Source organism: Hyalangium sp., from assembly GCF_045802625.1.
GTDB lineage: Bacteria > Myxococcota > Myxococcia > Myxococcales > Myxococcaceae > Hyalangium.
Window position 1 is genome coordinate 1 of record NZ_JBJMQP010000146.1, and the last position, 19,418, is coordinate 19,418.

14 protein-coding genes and 1 pseudogene are annotated in these 19,418 nt (G+C 69.4%); 10 read left to right on the forward strand and 5 right to left on the reverse strand.

Annotated features, from left to right (window positions below; all coding sequences use genetic code 11):
• A pseudogene (locus tag ACJ8AT_RS26485) lies at positions 1-335 on the forward strand (hypothetical protein); the annotation flags it as partial.
• A gap of 45 nt (positions 336-380) precedes the next feature.
• Here the strand turns inward: ACJ8AT_RS26485 and ACJ8AT_RS26490 are convergent.
• Positions 381-908 (reverse strand): FHA domain-containing protein, encoded by a 528-nt coding sequence (locus ACJ8AT_RS26490; RefSeq protein WP_407740652.1) that lies wholly within the window; start codon positions 906-908, stop codon positions 381-383.
• Between the two features lie 188 nt (positions 909-1,096).
• Here ACJ8AT_RS26490 and greA point away from each other — a divergent pair, with 188 nt between their 5' ends.
• The 7 genes from greA to tmk all read left to right on the forward strand — a co-directional run bounded on the left by greA (position 1,097) and on the right by tmk (position 8,129).
• The gene (gene greA, locus ACJ8AT_RS26495) at positions 1,097-1,606 is read left to right on the forward strand and encodes a transcription elongation factor GreA (RefSeq protein WP_407740653.1); all 510 of its coding nucleotides are present in this window, start codon (positions 1,097-1,099) and stop codon (positions 1,604-1,606) included.
• Between the two features lie 111 nt (positions 1,607-1,717).
• On the forward strand, positions 1,718-4,414 hold the full coding sequence (gene recG, locus ACJ8AT_RS26500) for an ATP-dependent DNA helicase RecG (protein ID WP_407740654.1): 2,697 nt from the start codon (positions 1,718-1,720) through the stop codon (positions 4,412-4,414).
• A 59-nt stretch (positions 4,415-4,473) separates the two neighbouring features.
• On the forward strand, positions 4,474-5,109 hold the full coding sequence (locus tag ACJ8AT_RS26505) for a protein-L-isoaspartate(D-aspartate) O-methyltransferase (RefSeq protein WP_407740655.1): 636 nt from the start codon (positions 4,474-4,476) through the stop codon (positions 5,107-5,109).
• Positions 5,110-5,159: 50 nt separating this feature from the next.
• Positions 5,160-5,735 carry a class I tRNA ligase family protein gene (locus ACJ8AT_RS26510; RefSeq protein ID WP_407740656.1) on the forward strand — a complete coding sequence of 192 codons (576 nt, stop codon included), beginning with the start codon at positions 5,160-5,162 and terminating at the stop codon, positions 5,733-5,735.
• Complete coding sequence (gene thrC / locus ACJ8AT_RS26515) at positions 5,732-7,066, forward strand: threonine synthase (RefSeq protein ID WP_407740657.1); 1,335 nt, start codon at positions 5,732-5,734, stop codon at positions 7,064-7,066. Before ACJ8AT_RS26510 ends, thrC begins: the two co-directional genes overlap by 4 nt.
• 62 nt (positions 7,067-7,128) lie before the next feature.
• Positions 7,129-7,470 carry a hypothetical protein gene (locus ACJ8AT_RS26520; protein WP_407740658.1) on the forward strand — a complete coding sequence of 114 codons (342 nt, stop codon included), beginning with the start codon at positions 7,129-7,131 and terminating at the stop codon, positions 7,468-7,470.
• On the forward strand, positions 7,467-8,129 hold the full coding sequence (tmk, locus tag ACJ8AT_RS26525; RefSeq protein ID WP_407740659.1) for a dTMP kinase: 663 nt from the start codon (positions 7,467-7,469) through the stop codon (positions 8,127-8,129). Before ACJ8AT_RS26520 ends, tmk begins: the two co-directional genes overlap by 4 nt.
• Before the next feature lie 14 nt (positions 8,130-8,143).
• Here tmk and ACJ8AT_RS26530 read toward each other — a convergent pair whose 3' ends face one another.
• Both ACJ8AT_RS26530 and ACJ8AT_RS26535 read right to left on the reverse strand, forming a co-directional pair.
• Complete coding sequence (locus ACJ8AT_RS26530) at positions 8,144-9,232, reverse strand: glycoside hydrolase family 19 protein (RefSeq protein ID WP_407740660.1); 1,089 nt, start codon at positions 9,230-9,232, stop codon at positions 8,144-8,146.
• Between the two features lie 118 nt (positions 9,233-9,350).
• Positions 9,351-11,312 carry a hypothetical protein gene (locus tag ACJ8AT_RS26535; RefSeq protein ID WP_407740661.1) on the reverse strand — a complete coding sequence of 654 codons (1,962 nt, stop codon included), beginning with the start codon at positions 11,310-11,312 and terminating at the stop codon, positions 9,351-9,353.
• A gap of 189 nt (positions 11,313-11,501) precedes the next feature.
• On the opposite strand from ACJ8AT_RS26535, the gene ACJ8AT_RS26540 reads away from it, so the two are divergent.
• Positions 11,502-12,233 (forward strand): competence/damage-inducible protein A, encoded by a 732-nt coding sequence (locus tag ACJ8AT_RS26540; protein ID WP_407740662.1) that lies wholly within the window; start codon positions 11,502-11,504, stop codon positions 12,231-12,233.
• A gap of 4 nt (positions 12,234-12,237) precedes the next feature.
• On the opposite strand, the gene ACJ8AT_RS26545 is transcribed toward ACJ8AT_RS26540, so the two are convergent.
• Entirely contained in the window at positions 12,238-17,301 is a 5,064-nt protein-coding gene (locus ACJ8AT_RS26545; protein WP_407740663.1) for a tetratricopeptide repeat protein, read from the reverse strand.
• Between the two features lie 179 nt (positions 17,302-17,480).
• Between ACJ8AT_RS26545 and ACJ8AT_RS26550 the strand changes: the two genes are divergently transcribed.
• The gene (locus ACJ8AT_RS26550; RefSeq protein ID WP_407740664.1) at positions 17,481-18,521 is read left to right on the forward strand and encodes an oxidoreductase; all 1,041 of its coding nucleotides are present in this window, start codon (positions 17,481-17,483) and stop codon (positions 18,519-18,521) included.
• A gap of 34 nt (positions 18,522-18,555) precedes the next feature.
• On the opposite strand, the gene ACJ8AT_RS26555 is transcribed toward ACJ8AT_RS26550, so the two are convergent.
• A complete protein-coding gene (locus ACJ8AT_RS26555) occupies positions 18,556-19,338 on the reverse strand; it encodes a hypothetical protein (RefSeq protein ID WP_407740665.1) in 783 nt (260 codons plus the stop codon).
• Between the last annotated feature and the right edge of the window lie 80 nt (positions 19,339-19,418).

Consider the following 19,418-nt stretch of genomic DNA (forward strand, 5'->3'; position numbering starts at 1 on the left):
CCATTCCCGCCACGTTCGTGGGTATCCCGCTGGGAGTGCAGATGGCTGCCGAGAGCCTGGGCGGGAGAGGCGAGTTCCTTCCCTCGCTCGCGGGCACGCTTCTGGGGACGGGCGCGGGCCTCATGTACGGGCTGTCAGCTGGAGGCACTGGGCCGGTCGTCACGGGCCTCATCGTGGGTCCGCTCCTCGGGGCCATCGTGGGCTACGAGATCTCCAACGCCCTGGTGCGGCACGGCCCGCTCTCGGCCTCCGCCCATGGCGGTCCCCAGGTGGTGCCCACGGTCGGCGCGACTCCCCGGGGTGGGGTGTTTGGAGGACTGTCCGGGAGGTTTTGAGCCGGCCCGCGGGAGCACGCGGCTCCACGGCGTGTTCAGCTCGCCTCAGTAGTTCCCCTCCACCCGGAGCATCGACAGCAGGCTCCGGGTCTCCAGGAAGCAGAACTCCGCGTCCCCGAAGCACAGCATGTCCCCGTCCGATACCAGCGTGTTCGCGTCCCGGATGAACTCGGCGTTGATCAGCGTCCCGTTGCGCGAGCCCAGATCCGTCAACATGCACCGCCGTGCCACGCTGTCCCACTGCAGCACCGCGTGGCGCTTGGATACCGACGGATCGTCGATGACCAGATCGTTGTCCGGCAGCCGGCCGATCTGCAGCTCCTCGCTGCCGTGGATCGGGGGCAGCGTGGCCACCCCCAGGTCATCGAACTGCTGGAGCAGCTCCGCCATGATGATCTTGCCCTCGGCGGAGGAGCGCGACAGGCGAGTGCGCTGCACCCCCATCCGCAGCGCCACCCGAGCGACCTGCGGATCCGGAGGGCGCCTCACCAGCACGAACGGCCCGATCTGCCGTTGAAAGTCATCGTTGGAGAGGTTCCCCGCCAGGGCTCGGACCTCGCGGACCAGGAGCATCCCGATAGCCTAATGGGTTCTGGGGCCACCTCCCAAGCCCCTTGCTGTCCGCTCCCTGGCGCTTTCGTTTGCCCGCTTGCCGTTCGTCTCCTACATTCAGAATTTCTTCGTAAGCTGCCCTCGGATCCCTCAGTGAGGGGGCGGGCAGGCGGACACTGACTCATTGGGTCGTGGAAGGAGCTGTAGAGATGAGCGGGAACATCCCGATGACCCCTTATGGTCTCCGGAAGCTCAAGGAGGAGCTCAAGCACCTCCAGACCGTCGAGCGCTCGAAGATCACCAAGGAGATCGAGGTCGCACGCGCCCATGGTGACCTGAAGGAGAACGCCGAGTACCACGCGGCCAAGGAGAAGCAGTCCCACATCGAGGGCCGCATCCTGGATCTCAATGACTGGATTGCCCGAGCCGAGGTGATCGACACCAGCAAGCTCAAGGGCGACGCCGTCGTCTTTGGCGCCACCGTGGTGCTGCGCGACTCGGAGGCTGACAAGACCGTCACCTACCGGCTCGTCGGAGAGCTGGAGGCCGACATCAAGAAGCGCTGGCTGGCCGTCACCTCGCCCGTGGCCCGCGCCCTCATTGGCAAGAAGGTGGGGGACTCCGCGATCGTCCGCAGCCCGGGTGGCGAGAAGGAGTACGAGATCGAGGAGGTCCGCTTCGAGGACCCTCCGGACGAAGAGGCTTCGTCCAGTCCTTGACGCCTCGCTGGGCATGCCGCCGCCGGGGGAGTGGGCCTCTGCTCGCTCCCCCGCTTTCATTTGGTGTGGGACGTCATTCCGGCTTCTTAGGATGAGCGCTCGGACCCGCCTGTGAGCCACCCCCTCGCCAGCCTCGTGGGACCGCTGCGCTACGCGTGCCAGCGGGACTTCGCCCAGCTCTCCACCGTGAGGGATCTGCGCGGCGTCATCGAGCGCGCCCTGGCCGGGGCCTCGGGCGTGGAGCCTCGCGCGCTGTCGCTGCTGCGCGCCGCGCTGCCACATGTGGACCATCCCACGCTCGACCGGCGCAAGGCCGCGCTGCGGCGCGTCGTGGCCGCGCTGAAGATGAGCGGGGTGGAGCTGCCCGCCGAGCTGGATCAGGTGATTCGGGGAGAGACGGGCGGCTTGGCGCATGAGGAAGCGGGGCGGGTGGAGCCGGAGGCGAAGGTGGCGGCGCTGCCTTCGGTCCCGGCTCCGTCATCCAGGAATCCCGTGGCTCCGGCCTCGGGTGCCGGTGTCCCGGCCTGGAAGTCCGCCGAGCCGGTGACGAGGCCCGCGGCTCCGCTGGTGTTGACGCCCCCGCCGGCCGGCCGGCCTGCTCCTGCGCGCACGCCTCCCGTCGAGAAGAAGGCCGCTCCGAAGAAGCGCAAGCAGGCCACCGGAGCCGAGGAGTCTCGCGCCGAGGCGAAGCTGCTCTCCATCGCGCCCCGCTCGGGGCCGTTGTCCATTCCGCTCAAGACCCTGGGCAAGCGGCTCGGGCCTCGCCTGCTGGGGGCGCTCAACAAGAAGGGTCTGCGCCGCGTGGGCGACATCCTCTTCCTGCTGCCTCGCTGTTACGAGGACCGGCGCAAGCTGAAGACGATCGCCGAGCTGAACCCCGGTGAGCGCGGCGTCACCGTGGGCATCGTCAAGCACGCCGACTACGCCTCCGGCCGCAGTGGCAAGCGCATGTTCAAGGCGGTCATCGCCGATCGCTCCGGCAGCATCGCCCTGACCTTCTTCCACGCCGGGCCTTGGCTCAAGGCTCGCTTCACCGTGGGCAAGCGGCTGGTGCTCTCGGGCGAGGTCCGCGCCTCGATGACGGGCCGGGAGATGGCCCACCCCGAGCTCGAGCCCGCCGAGGACATCGAGTCCTCCTCCGTCCACTTCAACCGTATCGTCCCCATCTACCCGGGCTTCGAACGCGGGGATCAGCGCTCCTTCCGGGAGATCGCCGCTCGCGTCAGCGAGTCCTACGCCCACCACCTCGAGGAGCCCCTGCCCGAGTCCCTGCGCAAGCGTCTCAACCTGATGACGCTCCCCGAGGCCCTGCGCAGCATCCACTTCCCCCCGGAGGACTGGGACCTGGACCGGCTCGATGCCCACCGCAGCCCGGCCCACCTGCGGCTCGCGTTCGATGAGCTGTTCTTCCTCCAGCTCGGCGTGGGCCTCAAGCGCCAGGGCGTGAAGACCGAGAAGGGCATTGTCTTCAATGTCTCCCCGGAGCGCATGGAGCGGGCTCGCGGCGCGCTCCCGTTCCAGCTCACTGGCGCCCAGCGCCGCGTCATCGAGGAGCTCGCCCGCGACATGGCCCGCCCCGAGCCCATGAACCGGCTCGTTCAGGGCGATGTGGGCTCGGGCAAGACGGCCGTGGCGCTGGTGGCCGCGATGCTCGCGCTGGAGGATGGCTACCAGGTGGCCGTGATGGCCCCCACGGAGATCCTCGCCGAGCAGCACGATCGCAACTTCCGCCGCCTGCTGGAGCCGCTCGGCTATCGCGTGGGGTTGATCAGCGCCGCTGGCACGGTGAAGCAGAAGCGTGAGATGCGCGACGCCGTGGCCCGTGGAGAGATCCGCCTCGCCGTGGGCACCCACGCCCTCATCGAGGGGGATGTCGCCTTCGAGCGGCTGGGGCTCGTCGTCATCGATGAGCAGCACCGCTTCGGCGTGCTCCAGCGCCACACGCTCATGAGCAAGGGCCTCAAGCCTGATGTGCTCGTGATGACCGCCACGCCCATTCCTCGCACCCTGGCGATGACGCTGTACGGGGACCTGGACGTGTCCGTCATCGACGAGCTGCCCCCGGGCCGCACGCCCGTGGCCACCCGCGTCTTCAGCGAGCAGCACCGCCCCCGCGTCTACGAGTCCGTGGCCTCTGAGATCGCCAAGGGCCATCAGGCGTACATCGTCTATCCGCTCGTGGAGGAGTCCGAGAAGCTGGATCTGGAGGACGCCACTCGCGGCGCGGAGAAGCTCCAGCAGGTGTTCCCGCAGGCCCGTGTGGGGCTGCTCCACGGGCGCATGAAGCCCGAGGAGAAGGACGCCGTCATGGAGGCGTTCCGCGAGAAACAGATCCACATCCTCGTGTGCACCACCGTGGTGGAGGTGGGCGTGGACGTGCCCAACGCCTCCGTCATGGTCATCGAGTCCGCCGAGCGCTTCGGCCTCTCACAGCTCCACCAGCTGCGCGGACGGGTGGGGCGCGGCGCGGCCATCAGCCACTGCTACCTCGTGGCCAGCCCCGCTCGCTCCTGGGAGTCCACCGAGCGGCTCTCGGTGATGGAGCACAGCAGCGATGGCTTCGTCATCGCCGAGAAGGATCTGGAGATCCGCGGACCCGGCGAGTTCCTCGGGACGCGGCAGAGCGGCCTGCCCGAGCTGGCCGTCGCCAACCTCGCGAGAGATGGGGATCTGCTCTCGCTCGCTCAGGCCGAGGCCCGGCGCATCCTCGAGCAGGACCCGAGCCTGCGAGACCCCGAGCATCAGGGGCTGGTGAAGGCGCTGGAGGAGCGGTGGGAAGGCCGCCTGGCGCTGGCTCGGGTGGGGTAGGGCCGGCGCGAGGCTCGATGTGCCGGGGCGATGCGTAACCTTGAGTCGAAGGGACGGCCATGGGCGACCGCGAGCTGGCGGACTTCTTGGAACGGCAGGGCATCCGGGATCGGCGGGTGCTGGATGCGATCGCGCACCTGAACCGCGCGGACTTCATCCCCGAGAGTGCTCGCTCCGCCGCCACCCAGGATTCCCCGCTGCCCATCGGCCATGGGCAGACCATCAGCCAGCCCTTCATCGTCGCGCTCATGTCCCAGGCCCTGGAGCTTCAGGGGCCCGAGCGAGTGCTGGAGATCGGCACCGGCTCGGGCTACCAGACGGCCGTCCTGGCCCAGTTGTGTCGGGAAGTGTACTCCGTGGAGATCGTCCCCTCGCTCGCCGATTCGGCAAGGGAGCTGCTGGAGCGGTTGGGCTTCCAGAACGTCCACCTGCGCCTGGGAGATGGCACGCTCGGCTGGCCGGAGGAGGCTCCCTTCGACGCGGTCATCGGCACGGCGGCCCCCGAGTTCGTGCCTCCCAAGGTCCTGGGGCAGCTCAAGCCGGGCGGGCGGATGCTGATGCCGGTGGGGCCCCAGGGGGGCAACCAGGAGTTGCTGTGCATCACTCGCGCTCCGGGCGGAGGGGTTCCCCGGGTCCAACACCTGCTCCCGGTGCGGTTCGTCCCCATGACGGGCGAGGCTCGGCACCTGGGCTGAAGTGAGTGTGCGTTGCCCCCGGGCACCCCGGCCCGTTAACGTTGGCCCCCATGATCATCTGCCCGGTGTGTGAACACCAGCAGGCCCAAGGGGACGAGTGCGACAACTGCGGCAAGAAGCTGCAAGTGCCCAAAGTCGCTGCCGCTGCGGCCGTGCCGACCCTGCCTGAGCTGGAGCAGACCCACCACGTTGGCGGTCGCGTGGCGGTCGAGGCTCCCTTCTTGCCCGAGCTGGACCACACCCGGCAGCAAGCCGGCCCGGATCTGCCAGCTCAGCAGGTGCCGGAGATGGAGACCACGCGCATGGCGCCGATCGACAAGGTCAGCGTCGAGGCCGTGCCCGATATGGACACCGGCCGAGCGGCCGATGATGGGGTGCGCACGGCGGCGCCCTCGGGAGCGGTCATCTGCCGGTACTGCCGCAACGTCCAGGCCGAGGGCATGGTGTGCGATCGCTGCGGCATGCGCCTGTCTCGGGTGCGTCCCACCGCGGCCGCGGCCCCAGGCAAGGGAGGCGTGGCCACGGAGGATCTGACGTGGCTGCCCTGCCAGAAGTGCCGCACGCCCACCCGGCCGAACAAGATCTGCACGGTCTGCGGCACGCGCGTCGTGGCGGCTGAAGCATGAGCGCGGCGGGTTCCGGTTTCCGAGCGGAGTACGCCTGCAGCGAGGGGTGTGGCTTCCGCGCCTCGCAGTGGGAGGTCATCTACCGCTGCCCGAAGTGCGGCGCGCTGCTGGAGGTGTCGCACGATCTGGAGGCGCTGCGCTCGGTGCCCGCCGCCGAGTGGAAGCGCCGCTTCGAGTCCCGCTTCGGCGCCTCGCGGCTGCCGCACGCCTCGGGCGTCTGGGGCAAGCACGAGTGGGTGTGCCCGGAGCTGCCCGTGGAGGACATCGTCTCCCTGGGCGAGGGCCGTGTGCCGCTCAACCCGCTGCCGCGCATGGCGGCCGAGCTGGGGCTGGCGAGCCTGGAGCTCAAGGAGTGCGGCGTCTCTCCGACGGGGAGCTTCAAGGACTGGGGCATGACGGTGCTCGTGTCCGCGGTGAAGCACCTGCGGGCCCGGGGCGTGCCCATCCGCGCGGTGGCGTGCGCCTCCACGGGGGACACCTCGGCAGCGCTCTCCGCCTACTGCGCCCGCGCGGGCATTCCCTCGGTGGTGTTCCTGCCCAAGGACAAGGTGTCGCTGGCGCAGCTCGTCCAGCCCATCGCCAACGGGGCGCGCGTGCTGTCGCTGGACACGGACTTCGACGGCTGCATGAAGCTGGTGCAGCAGGTGACGGAGGACCGGGGCCTGTACCTGGCCAACTCGATGAACTCGCTGCGCATCGAGGGCCAGAAGGTGGTGGCCCTGGAGCTGTGCCAGGATCTGGGCTGGGAGCCGCCCGACTGGGTGGTCATCCCCGGCGGCAACCTGGGCAACGCGAGCGCGCTGGGCAAGGGCTTCCAGATGATGCACGCGATGGGGCTCATCTCCCGGCTGCCGCGCATCGCCGTGGCGCAAGCCCAGCGCGCCAACCCGCTGTTCCGTGCCTTCCGCGGGGGCTTCAAGGAGCTGGTGCCCATGAAGGCCGAGCGCACCCTGGCCTCGGCGATCCAGATTGGCAACCCCGTGTCGTTCCGGCGCGCCGTGCGTACGCTCCAGGCGTTCGATGGCGTGGTGGAGGAGGCCTCCGAGTCCGAGCTGGCCAACGCCGCCGCGCGGGCTGATCGCGAGGGCACCTTCTCTTGTCCGCACACGGGCGTGGCGCTCGCGGCCGTGGAGAAGCTGGTGGCCCAGGGCGTGATCGCGAAGGGCTCGCGGGTGGTGGTGGTGTCCACGGCGCACGGGCTCAAGTTCGCGGACTTCAAGGTGGGCTACCACCGGGGCTCGCTGGCGGACGTGCAGAGCCGGTTGGCCAATCCTCCCGTGGAGCTGCCGGCGGAGCTCGGGGCGGTCCGCGAGGCCCTGGCGTCCCTGTGAGGGAGGGCGGAGAGCGGTGATGGCTCGACGGCGGGCCGTCGCTGCGCTATGTCCCCGGCCCCGTGAACGCCCAAACCCAAGAGGATCTGCGCTCCCAGCTCGAGCGCCTTCAGGAGAGCCTGGCCACCCGCCAGAGCATCCTGCACTTCGCCCACGCGGGCGTCTCTTTCATCGTCGCCCTCATCCTCGCGGGCGCCGCGGCCAAGCTGTTCTGGGACTCGGCGAAGGTGCCGTTCCTGGCCTTTGGCGTCACCGTGCTGGTGCTGGGGCTGGTGAGCTATGCCCTGGTGCGCTACCGCCGGGGACACCGCGAGCTGGCCGAGGAGCTGAAGCGGTACGGTGATCTGCTGGAGCTGCGGCGCCAGCTGCACCTGGACAACCCCTCGCGCCTGCTGCCCCGGTGAGCGCCCTTCGCCGGAAGCCGGGGCGCGGCCGCTTCATCGTCCTGGAGGGCTTGGACGGGGCAGGCACCACCACGCAGACCGAGCGCCTTGCCGCGCTCCTGCGCGCCGAGGGCCACTCCGTGCTCACCACCCGCGAGCCTTCGGATGGGCCCATTGGGACGTTGATTCGCCAGGCGCTCACGGGGCGGCTGGTGCTGCCGGGAGACGCAGGTCCACTGGCGCAGGAGACGCTGGCGCTGCTGTACGCCGCGGACCGGACGGACCACCTGAAGGCGAAGGTGCTGCCGGCGCTGGAGGCGGGACAGATCGTCCTGAGTGACAGGTACGTGCTGTCCTCGCTGGCCTACCAGGGCGCGTCGCTGTCCATGGCGTGGGTGGAGGCGGCGAACGGGTACGCGGTGCCTCCGGATCTCACGCTGTTCGTCCATGTGTCTCCGGCCGTGGCGGCCCAGCGGCGCACTGCGCGAGGTGGAGCGAAGGAACTGTTCGAGGAGGATGCGCTCCAGCGGCGGATCGCCCGGCAGTACGAAGAGGCCATCCGTCGGCGTGAGACCCAGGAGAAGATCGTCCGGATCGACGGCGAGCAGACCGTCGAGGCCGTGACGGAAGCGGCGCTCGCGGAGATCCGCGCGGTGCTGGGCCGCAAGCGCGCGAAGTAATCACCTGGGGGCGCTCAGGCCTGCAAAGCCTGGAGCGCCCGAGCGTAGTACGCCTCGCGCTGTGCGAGGCCGTTGTAGCCGCCATTGATGCGGCGGGTGATCTCCCGGAAGTCGCCGGCGTCCGCCAGCGCATTCAGCCCGTGCGTTGCCCAGAACCAGGTGGCGACGCGGAAGCCGACGGCGGGATCCTTGGCGAGCTCGGGGTGGTTCTCCAGATCCACGCCGAGCGCCTGTCCCGCCGCGCGGTAGTTATTGCGCCCGGTGAGCTGGATGGGGCCGCGCCCCTTGTAGCGAGGCCCATCGCCGGGGTGGATGTTGCCGAGATCCTGGCGGCCCTCGTAGGCCGTGCCGTCACTGAGCTCCTCCCAGTAACGAAGCTCACCGCTCTCGTGGGCGAGCTGCGCGAGGAAGGCGGCTCGGCGCCGGAGCGTGGTGATGGTGGCCTCGTTCATGGCGGCGTTGAGCAGGGGCAGGTAGTAGGTGGCATGGGCCTCGGGGAGCTTGGGCATGATCGCGCGGAGCTGTTGCAGCGTCAGGCCGCTCGAGCCCGCCTGGCCTTGCCTGCGCAGCAGCGCCTCGAGGAGCTCGTGCCAGACCACGCCCTCCAGTCCTGGCGGGATGGGGATGCCGGACAGGAACTGAAAATCCAGGACCGCGGCGTAGGTATTGGGCCCGAAGCCTCCGTCCTGGAGGACCGGGGCGAGCCCGAGCAGCCGCTGCAGCTCCTTGACCGCGGGCCCGGCCTGACCCTGCCAGAGCAGGCGGTGTCCCGTGCGGACCTCCTCCAAGGAGGGCGCGGCGATCCACTGACGCTTGACGCTCATGAGCGTCCGGAGCGTCGTCTTTCCGACCATGCCCAGGGCCTCCGCGCCGGGAGCGATCTGGACGGAGTGCTGGAAGGCCTCGACCGCGGCCCGAGTCCCGGGGCCGAATGAACCATCCGCGGGGATCCCGAGCAAGCGCTGCACCTCTGCCACCGCGTGGCCCTGCTGGCCCTGCATCAGAAACTGCCCCTGAAAGAGGACGGCATCGAGGGTGGGCGCTGCTATCGCGGGGTGCGCGACGCCGCCAGGTCCTGCATGCGGAGGAATACCGGTGGTCATGGGACTCTCCTGCTCGTGTGGCGTTCTTGAATCTGGAGTGGCCCGCGCGCCTTTGTGACGGGCAGCGGAGCCACCGCTCCACGCCTCTCCCGAGCAGAGGGAGGCGATCAGACGCTGCTCACTTCGCCGGCCCCGCCCCGGGGGGAGGGGCGGACGTCATGGCTTGCTTCACCCAGGCCCATATCTCGGCGTGGAAGCGCCAGAGCAGCCAGGTGGCGGCGAGCAGAATCAGGGTGCCCAGCAGGCTCTTGAGGAGAATCCGCACCCAGCCCTCTTCACTCTCGATGCGCTGCCTCAGCAGCTCGGCGACCTTGTCGCGGACGTCGATACGGGAATGGGGAGGACGTCGCGGGCGGCGGGTGAAGAGCTTTCCCAGGCGTCGTGTCAGGCGCAGGCGATCATTCATGGCCCAGCCAGCGCCTTCGAGCACCACGGCCAGATCGCGGTTCGCGATGCGGATGAAGGCCATGAGCAGGGCTGGGAGCATCGCCGAGGCCAGGATGATCAACAGGCTGAACAGGACCTCGAGCAGCGTGACCGAGCGGAGCTGGTTGATGATGAAGGCCAGCGCGGAGCCGATTGCCGCGGCGGCCACGCTCGCGCCCACGATGCGCCCGATGGTGCCCTGGAGGGCCAGCAGACCTCCTCCACCGGGGGGGAACTGGGCTGTCGGGTAGGACCCGTAAGAGGGGTAGGAGGACCCAAGCGAAGGGTATGAAGAGCCGGGCGAGGGGTAGGAAGACCCGGGCGACGGGTAGGAAGACCCGGGCGAGGGGTAGGAAGACCCGGGCGACGGGTAGGAAGGCCCTGCGGAAGGATAGGTGCCAGAGGACGGATAGGCGCCAGAGGACGGATAGGAGCCGGAAGAAGAGTAAGGGCCAGGAGAAGGATAGGCCCCTGTTCTCGATAAGCGCCCCTGGAGCTGTGCGTCCGTCGTGTTGGACCAGGACTCGACGCGGCTGAAGATGAGGCGGATGAGCCGGCGCAAGGGAGCGGTGGTGGCTTCATACAGCGACACCGGCTGCTGGATGATCTGCACCACCTGGGCGTCGTACTCGCGGCCCTCGGTGTCTCGGAAGACGCCGCGCTTGTTCACATAGAGGCCGCGAGTCGTGCCGGACGTCACGGGCACGGCGACCTCGAAGGTGCGCGCGGGTTGGCCTCCGCTGATGACGCAGTAGAGGATGAACATGGAGGCCTCGCTCGCCATCGCCGCGTGGGAGGCCCGGTCCATCACTCGCACCGCGAGCGAGAACTCCCGGCCGGCCATGATGAGCGTGCCCTGCTCGAAGAGCGCCCGGCGATCTCTCGCGTAGAGATCGGGCATCGCCACGAAGTTGTTGGCGAACGTGAAGATCCAGCGCTGGAAGAGGATGAGCCGCTCCAGCTCCACGAGCCGTTGCTCCTCCTCGGAGAGAGGCGCGGGGGGAGCGGGGGAAGTGGGCAGTGCCGAAGGCAGAGGCGGCTGCTGGAGAGGGAGAGGTGACTGCGAGATCGGAGGGTAGGCCCCGCTCAAGCCCGAGGGCAGCCCAGGAACTAGGGGAAGCGGTGGCAGGTCCACGCCGGTGGGAGGGGGCGGCTTCTCAGGAGGAGGGAAGAGCTTCTCGCGGGCCTTGCGCACCTGCTCCAGCGAGACCTGGGCGCCCGGTGGGAGCCCGCAGGCGGCGAAGACCTCGTCGGCGGCGGTCCGCAGATGCGTGGCTTCCGCGGACAGGTGCGCGAGCGTCAGGACATCCGAGCCAGGAACACAATCCGATCGATCGGCCAGCATTAGTGCGGTCCAGTCGATGGCCTTCATGAACATGCGCGCGCGCACGCGGCCGTGGGCCTCTGTGTCCAAGTGCGCGAGGAAGGCGGGATCACACGAGAGGCCAGCGGTCGGGCATGCGGTAGCCACCCAGAGCGCCTCCGGCACCTCGGTCAGGGTGAGGAGATCCTCGAAGGCGCGCAGGCGCAATTGCAGCGAGCCGGCATAGCGGCGGAAGAGAAGGTGAGCCCGCGCGTGCTCGGCTGGGCCTGCTGCCTGATCAGCGCGAGGCTGCGAGAGCCCTCCCGCCGAGGGTGCGAGTGACAAGGCCATGGGTCTCCCGTGACGGTAGGTCTTCCTGTCGCCTTCGCAGGCGGCAGACAGGCATCTGGTAGAGTGGCTGTCCACTCACCCTCGAGGGACCATGAACCTGCGAGCCATGCTGGGGCTTGGGAGCCTGCTGCTCATCGCAACCGGGTGCCCGGTGAGGAATTCGCCGAAGGAAGCTAGAGTCCGCGCACCATGGAGCGCACCGGCGCAGCAGCGGTCATCATCGGCAACGAGGTCCTCACCGCGAAGGTGGTGGATGCCAACGGGCCCCTTCTCATCCGCCGCCTGCGAGAGAGGGGGATCCCCCTGCGCTCCGTGGAGATCGTCACCGATGATGTGGATGCCATCGTCGATGCGGTAACCCGGGCGCGCTCGAAGGCCGCCTATGTCTTCACCAGCGGCGGCATTGGCCCCACCCATGATGACGTCACCGTGCGCGCGGTAGCTCTCGCCATGGGCCGCCAGGTGGTGCGCCTGCCCGAGATGGTGGAGCTCATCCGCAAGCGCTCGGATCACCTCACCGAGGAGGCCATGCGCCTGGCGGACGCCCCCGAGGGCGCCGTGCTGCTCCCCCAGGAGGGCACCTGGTTCCCCGTGCTGACGGTGGACAATGTCTTCCTGCTGCCCGGGGTGCCCCAGCTCTTCAGGATCCAGCTGGAGACGGTGCTCAAGCGGCTGCGCGGCACGCCGGTGCACCTGCGCAGCCTCTACTTGCGCCTGGGCGAGAGCACCATCGCCGCCGTGCTGGACCGGGTGGCCCTGGACATGCCGCACGTGGCCATCGGCTCCTACCCGGTGTTCGATCCGGCGCTGGACTACCGGGTGAAGGTGACGATCGAGGCCGCCGAGCTGGCGCCCGTGGAGGACGCCCTGGCGCGCATCCGCGGCGGACTGCCCGCGGATGCCGTGGTCCGCCAGGAGTAGGCGACTACAGCCCCAGCCCCAGCCGCTGGCGCAGCCGGAAGAAGTCGTCCGACAGGGAGAAGGCCATCAGATCGCGCAGATCCTCGCGCGTCCTCAGCGCCTGGATCAGCGGATCCGACGCCGTCTCGATCTTCGTGTTCCCCATCGTCGGGTCCTCGCGCAGCACCAGCCCCAGGCCCACGGAGATGTCGCCGCACATCAGCATGCCGGCGCGATCCGCGGACAGCGAGAGCCCCTCCGTCAGCTTCTTCAGATCCACCTTGGTCTCGGGCCCGAGCGCCATGGCCGGCGTCTCCAGCGCCTTGAGCGCCTTGCGCGAGTACGCCTTGCGCAGCTGCTTCACCATGTCGTCGCTCTTGCGCCCCAGCGCGGTGAACTGCGGAGCGTGGATGCGGACCGAGTTGCCGAACAGATCCCCCGTCTCGCCCTGAGACAGCTTCGAGAGCACCGCCGTCTTGTTCAGCAGCCCCAACACCGCGCGGCCGATGAGGAACTTCTGCTCGCGGGCGTTGAACTTGCGCACCACGTCCTGGCCCACGCAGACCGACAGCGGCTCGGTGGTCTCCAGCGTCATCAAGCCGCGGCGGGACTGGTAGACCTCGAACTCCTCCACGCCGAACACCTGCGCCACGGAGCGGATGGCCTTGAACACCGCCGAGTCCGGCTTGAGCTTGTCCGCCTTCTTGTCCACCCCCAGCATCTCGAACTGGGGCGGGTACATCTTCCCGAGCTGATCGCCCACGGCGCGCAGCACCTCCAGCAGTGGCCCGCGCGTGGAGGGGTGCAGCAGCATGCCGTCCAGATCCGCCAGCGGCAGCGCCTCCTTGGCGTCCTGCGCCAGCCGCACCTTGGCCTCGTTGTAGTAGACGACCTCCACCTCGTTGGCCGAGCGCAGGAACTGCAGCGCCGCCGCCGCGCAGAAGGCCTTGTCGTTTTGCTTGAGGCCCTCCCACAGCTTGAACAGGGCGTGGAGACTGTCCACCCGCGTCGGATCCAGCTTGAGCAGCTGCCGGTGCTCCTCGATCGCCAGCGCCGTGGACGAGGAGTCCCGCGTGTACAGCTCCGCGAGCGCCGCGCGTGCGGGGAGGTTCGTCGGCTCGTGCTCCAGCGCTTGCCGGTACACGGCGATGGCGCGCGCCGGCTGCTCCAGCGAGCGGGCATACAGCTCCGCCAGCCGCAGCCGCACGGACTGGGCGCGCCTGGCATCCACCGCCGCGAGCGTGCCCACCTGAGCCTCCAGCATCTGTGCCAGCTCCGGCAGGTTGTGGGCGCGCTCGTACAGGGTGACGAGCCGGTCCACCAGCTCCGAGTCCCCAGGGCTCAGCTCCAGCGCCTTGCGGTACAGCGCGGAGGCGCCGGCCGTGTCGCCCAGGCCCTCGTCGTGGATGCGCGCCAGCTCCACCGTGTGGCGAGCCCGATCCACCGTGGCCAGCTCCAGCTCCAGCAGGCGCTTGAGGCAGTCCACCGCGCCCGACCAGTTGCGACCCTGGCCGTGCAGGGTGGCGAGCCGCTCCAGCGCCTCCTCGTTCCTCGGCATCGCGGCCAGCGCCGTCTGCAGGTGCGCGGAGGCCCGGCTCGGCTCGTTCAGGTGCGTCTGGTACAGCCCACCCAGGGTGAGGTGGATCTGCGCGAGCAGGCGCGGATCTCCACCCTGCTGCACGCGCTGGGCGAGCGCCCCGGCCGCCTCGGCGTACTTCTGATCCTCCAGCAGCAGCCGGCCCTTCATCTCCAGCGCGTCCGGGTAGTTCGGCATCGCGGAGAGTGCTCGCTCCACCAGGGCCATGGCCTTGGGACGATCGCTCAGCGCGGTGATGTACAGCTTCGCCCCGCTGATGAACGCGGAGGCGGCGGCGTTGGGATCGCGCTGGGCCAGCTTGGCCTCGCCGCGCCGCTCGTGCAGCGCCGCCAGATCCGGAGTGCCGCCCCGCTGAGCCAGCAGATCCTCCAAGCCCGTGGTGGCCGTGGGGTTGAGCGGATCCTTCTCCAGCGCCTGCCGGTACAGGGCGGCGGCGCCGTCCAGATCGTTCAGGCGGGAGGAGGCGAGCTTCGCGGCGGCGATGAAGGCCTCCACGGCGCTGCGAGGGTCGCGGCTGGCGCGGGCCTCGGCCTCCAGGGTGGCGCGGGCCCCGGCGACGTTGCCCTGCTTGAGCTGCACGCGGCGGCTGCCCATGAGCGCGGGCATGCACTGGGGCTGGGCCTCCAGCGCGGCCCGGTAGAGCTGGCCGGCGCGCTCCAGATCGCCCAGCTTGTGCTCGGCCAGATCCGCGCTGCGCAGCATCAGCTCCACGCGCTCGATGGGCTCGGTCACCACCTCGAGGCGGCGGCTGTAGAGCCAGGCCAGGCCGGCGACGTCACCCACCTGACGCATGGCGCGCTCCAGCGAGAAGGCCACGCGCACGTCAGAGGGATCCTCCTGGAAGGCCAGCTTGTACTCGTCGAGCGTGGCCTCGGTGGAGCCCTTGTCCTGATCCGCGGCGGCGGACAGGCGCAGGGCGGTGCGCAGGCGCGCCTCCGGCACGCGCTCGGACAGGCGGAAGCGCAGCTCGGCGCGGCGGGGCTTGTCTCCGGCGCGGATGCGCTCGAGCATCTTCAGCGCGGTGAACTGGCCGGGATCGAGCTGGAGCACGGCCTCGCAGCACTGGGCGGCGCGGGCCGGCTCCTGGAAGCGATCCAGGTACAGGCGCGCCAGCTTGAGGTAGGCGGCCACCTTGGCGCCCGGCGTCTGGCCCACCTGCGTCTCGCGATCCAGGATGGCCACCAGCTCCTTGGTGTTGTCCTGGGTGGTGTAGAGCCGCTCCAGGGCGCGCAGCGACGCGGCGTGGCCCGGCACCACCTTGAGCACCTCCTGGTAGCCCTCGATGGCCAGCTCCAGCCGCTGCAGCTGATCCTCCCAGATGGCGGCGGTCTGGAAGAGCGCGTTGGCGCGCTCCACCGGATCAATCCGGTTGGCGGCCTCGGCGCGCAGCACCTCGATCAGCTTCTCCCAGTGGGTGTTGGCCCGGTAGATGCGAGCCAGCGCGCGCAGCGCGGGGAAGTAGCTGGGCGCCAGCGTCAGCGCCTCCTCGTAGGCGGCGATGGCCTCGTTCTGGCTCTTGAGGCGGTGCTCGTACAGCTCGCCGATCTTGAACTGCAGCGTGGAGGCCTGCTCGGTGGAGGGAGAGATCTCCGCCTCGGCGCGGTACATCTTGATCAGCTCGTTCCAGCGGCCCTCCTGCGCGTACAGCCGCCCCAGCGCCTTGAGCGCCGGCAGGTACGAGGGAGACAGCGCCAGCACGCGCTCGTACATGCCGATGGCGCCGGTGCGATCCTTGAGGTTCTCGTCGAGGATCTCCGCGTTGCGGTGGTAGAGCGACAGCACCTGCTTGGTGTCACCGGCGAACGAGGCCTCCAGCTCCTGGGTCTCGATCAGCTCGCGGTAGCGCCCGGCGCGCTCGTACAGCCGCGACAGGTTGCGGATGGTGGGCAGGTGATCCGACGCCAGATCGAGGATCCGCTTCATGCAGTCGATCGCGTGCTCCAGATCCGTGAGCCGATCCTCGTAGATGACCGCCATCTTGTTCAGCGTGGAGATGAGCTGATCGCGATCGGAGGTCTGCAGCAGATCCTGCTCGTACATGCCCACCAGCTCGGCGAAGCGGCCCTGGCGCTCGAACATGCGCGAGAGGGCCTTCTGCGCGGGCAGGTAGCCCGGCTGGAGCTGGAGGCAGGTGTTGTAGCGGGAGATGGCCTCCTCCTGCCGCCCCAGCCGCTCCTCCAACACCTCGGCGGCCTTGTACATGCGGGCGGCCTTCTGCCGGGCGTCCTCGGCGGCGGCGATCTCCGCGTCGAACACGGAGACGAGCCCCTCCCAGTTCTGCAGCCGGTGGTAGAGCTTGCCCAGGCCCGCCAACGCGGGGCCGTGGCCGGGGATGCGCGAGAGGATCGCCTGGTAGCGGGAGATCGCCTCCTGCTCGCGCTTGAGATCCTCCTCGTAGAGCGCGGCCATGCGCAGGTTGATGGCCACCAGCTCGCTCTCGTCGTTGATGGAGCCCACCCACGCCAGCAGCACGTCCGCCAGCTCCTCGTAGCGGCCCTGCGTCTCGTAGATGCCAGCCAGCTCGGACAGCACGAGCGGCTCGTTCGGGGTGACACGGCGCGCGGCCAGCAGCGCGGCCAGGGCGTCATCCTTGCGCCCCATGCGCTCGTAGACCTTGGCGATCTGCAGGTACGCGGGCGTGGCCTGGGTGCCCAGCACGTGAGCCTCGGCGGCCAGCGCGGCCAGCAGCTCGTCGGCGCGGCCCTCGCGCTCGGCCAGGCGCTTCATGGCCGCCAGCAGCAGCAGGTCCGAGCGATCCAGCGCGAAGGCCTGACGGAAGAACACGGCGGCGGCCTCGCGCTGCTTGAGGCGCTCCTCCAGCACCAGCCCCGCCGAGGTGAGGTAGTGCGCGCGCAGGGCGGGGTGCTCCAGCGTGCTGGCCAGCAGCCGGTACACCTCGATCAGGGACTCGTGGTCATTGCGAGCCGCGTAGTGGGCCTCGAGCTGCGTGAGCAGGCCCACCTCGGTGGGCTTCAGCTCCAGGCACTGCTGCCAGGCGGCCTTGGCGTCCGCCTCGCGAGACAGGCGCTCCTCGAGGATGGTGGCCTTCTCGAACAGGAGCGTGGCCTTCTGGCGAGGCTCCTCGGTGCCGCCCAGCTCCGCGTCCAGCAACTGGATGACCATCTGCCAGTTGCCCACGTCCGCGAAGAGGCGGCGCGCGGCGCGGATGTTCACCAGGAACTTGGGCGCCAGCTTGTAGGCGTTCTGGAAGGCGACGGCCGCGTTGCGTGGGTTCTTGAGCGTCTCTTCCCAGACGAGGCCCATCTCATGGAAGAGCAGGGCGGCGGCCTGCGGATCGCTAGCACTCTGGGCGCGGGCTTCGCGCTCCAGCGCGGCGAGGCGCTCGCGGGCTTCGTCCTCGGGAGAAGTGGCCACCGGCATCGCGCTCAGGTTCTGGGCGAGGACCTCGGTTGCGGGCCTCGCGGCAGTGCCGGCGGGCACGGGGATGGAGGCAGAGGACGAGGTCCTCGTGAGATCGTTCTGCTCGCTCATGGGGAAGCAGGCTCCGGCAGAGGGGAAGTCGTGGCTGCGGCTCTGGCCCTCGGGGTCGTAACACGTGCTTGCCCGGCCTCTCAAGATCCCGACTTCCTTGGCGAAAAGGGCGGTTACCTGCCTGGGAGCCGGGGGAACAGGGGCTTGGGACGAGCGCCGTACCGCGTTACGGTCCAGCGATGCCCGATTCGCTCTCGAAAAGAGACGTCTTTCGCGTGGGTTTGATCGGCTATGGCCTGGCCGGAGCCAGCTTCCATGCTCCACTGCTGGGCAGGGAGCCGGCCTTTACTCTGAGTGCTGTTGCCACAAGGAGTATTGACGCGGTAGCGCGGGACTGGCCGGGGGCGCGCGTGCTGTCCGTGGAGGCGCTGCTGGCGGATCCGGCGCTGGATCTGATCATCGTCGCCTCGCCTACGGACAGCCACGCGGCGCTGGCGGAGCGGGCGCTGCGGGGCGGCAAGCACGTCGTCGTGGAGAAGCCCTTCACGTTGGACTCGGCGGAGGGTGTCCGGCTGGGAGCGTTGGCTCGGGAGCGAGGCCTCTGCCTGGCCGTCTTCCAGAACCGCCGCTGGGATGGGGACTTCCTGACGGTGCGCCAGTTGGTGGAGCAGGGGCGGCTGGGCAAGCTCTACAGCTTCGAGAGCCACTTCGATCGTTTCCGGCCGCAGGTGAAGAAGCGCTGGAAGGAGGAGGCCGGGCCGGGAGGTGGCTCGCTGTGGGATCTCGGCGCGCACCTGGTGGATCAGGCGCTGCAACTGTTTGGCCTGCCGGAGTCGATCACCGCCGACGCGGGCAGGCAGAGGCCCGGGGCGCAGGCGGTGGACTGGTTCCACCTGCTGCTGCGCTATGGCGAGCTGCGAGTCATCCTGCGCTCGGGCTCGGTGGTGCATGAGCCGTGGACGCGCTTCGTGGTGCAGGGCGAGGCGGATGCCTATTTCAAACAGGGGCTGGATCCGCAGGAGGACCAGCTCAAGGCGGGGCTGAGGCCGGGAATGGCGGGGTGGGGCGCCGAGCCAACGGAGCGGCACGGGCGGCTGAGCCGCGGCGGAGCCGTGCCCACGGTGCCGGGCCGCTACGAGGAGTTCTACCGGCAGCTCGCCGCCGCCCTGAGGGGAGAAGGCCCGGTGCCGGTGACGGCCGAGAGCGCCAGCGAGACGATCCGTGTGCTGCAGGCCGCGCACCGCAGTGCTGCTGAGGGACGGACCGTGTCGCTGGGCTGAATCTCGTGGGCGTTCATCCTCACGTCTGTCTTTGCTACTGCGCACTTCCGTCGTACTTGCCGCCCGTGCAGACCTTCTTGCCGTCACCGCTACGGGCCCAGCCATCATAGGCCCCCCCGCAGCAGACATCCGTGCCATCGGTGCTGGCCTTGTAGCCGTCGTACTTCCCGCCGCAGGCCACCTTCTTCTTGTCGTCGCTCTCGATCCAGCTCTCGTACAGGCCCCCCGCGCAGACATCTCCCCCGTCGTCGCTGCGCCCGGTGCCGTTGTACTTGCCGCCGCACGCGACCTTCTTGCGGTCGCGGCTGACCACCCAATTCTCATAGGCCCCGCCCGCGCACACCGAGGAGCCGTCCTGGCTGTCCAGGGTGCCGTCGTAGAGGCCGCCGCAGGCCGCGTGCTTTCCGTCCTCGCTCATGGCCCAGCCGTCATACCTGCCGCCCGCGGCCGCCTTCTCCTTGGCGGCGAGATAGCTGTCGGCGGCGCCGCCGCAGCAGGCCACCTTCTCGTCGATGCTCTTCGCGCAGCCCGTGTACTTGCCTCCGCACGCCACCCCCGTGTTGTCCTGGCTCTGGATGTAGCTGTCGGAGGCGCCTCCCGCACAAACGGACTTCTTGTCGTCGTGCGCGACCGTGTTGTCGAGCAAGCCGCCACAGGAGACCGTCGCTCCCGAGGACGCCAGCGACACCTCCTGCGAGGATTCGTCCTCGGAACCCACCTCCTTGGCCGCCTCCTCCTTGGCGGTACTCGTGGACTTGTCCTGGGCGAGCGCGAGGTGGGCGAAGAGCAGTACGAAGAGACTGAAGCGCTTTTTCATGGATCCTCCGAGGGCCTTGCCAGGCACGGGTTGCGTCTTTCCTGCTGCTGGGAAAGACGGTGGACCCTCGGTTCTGTGAA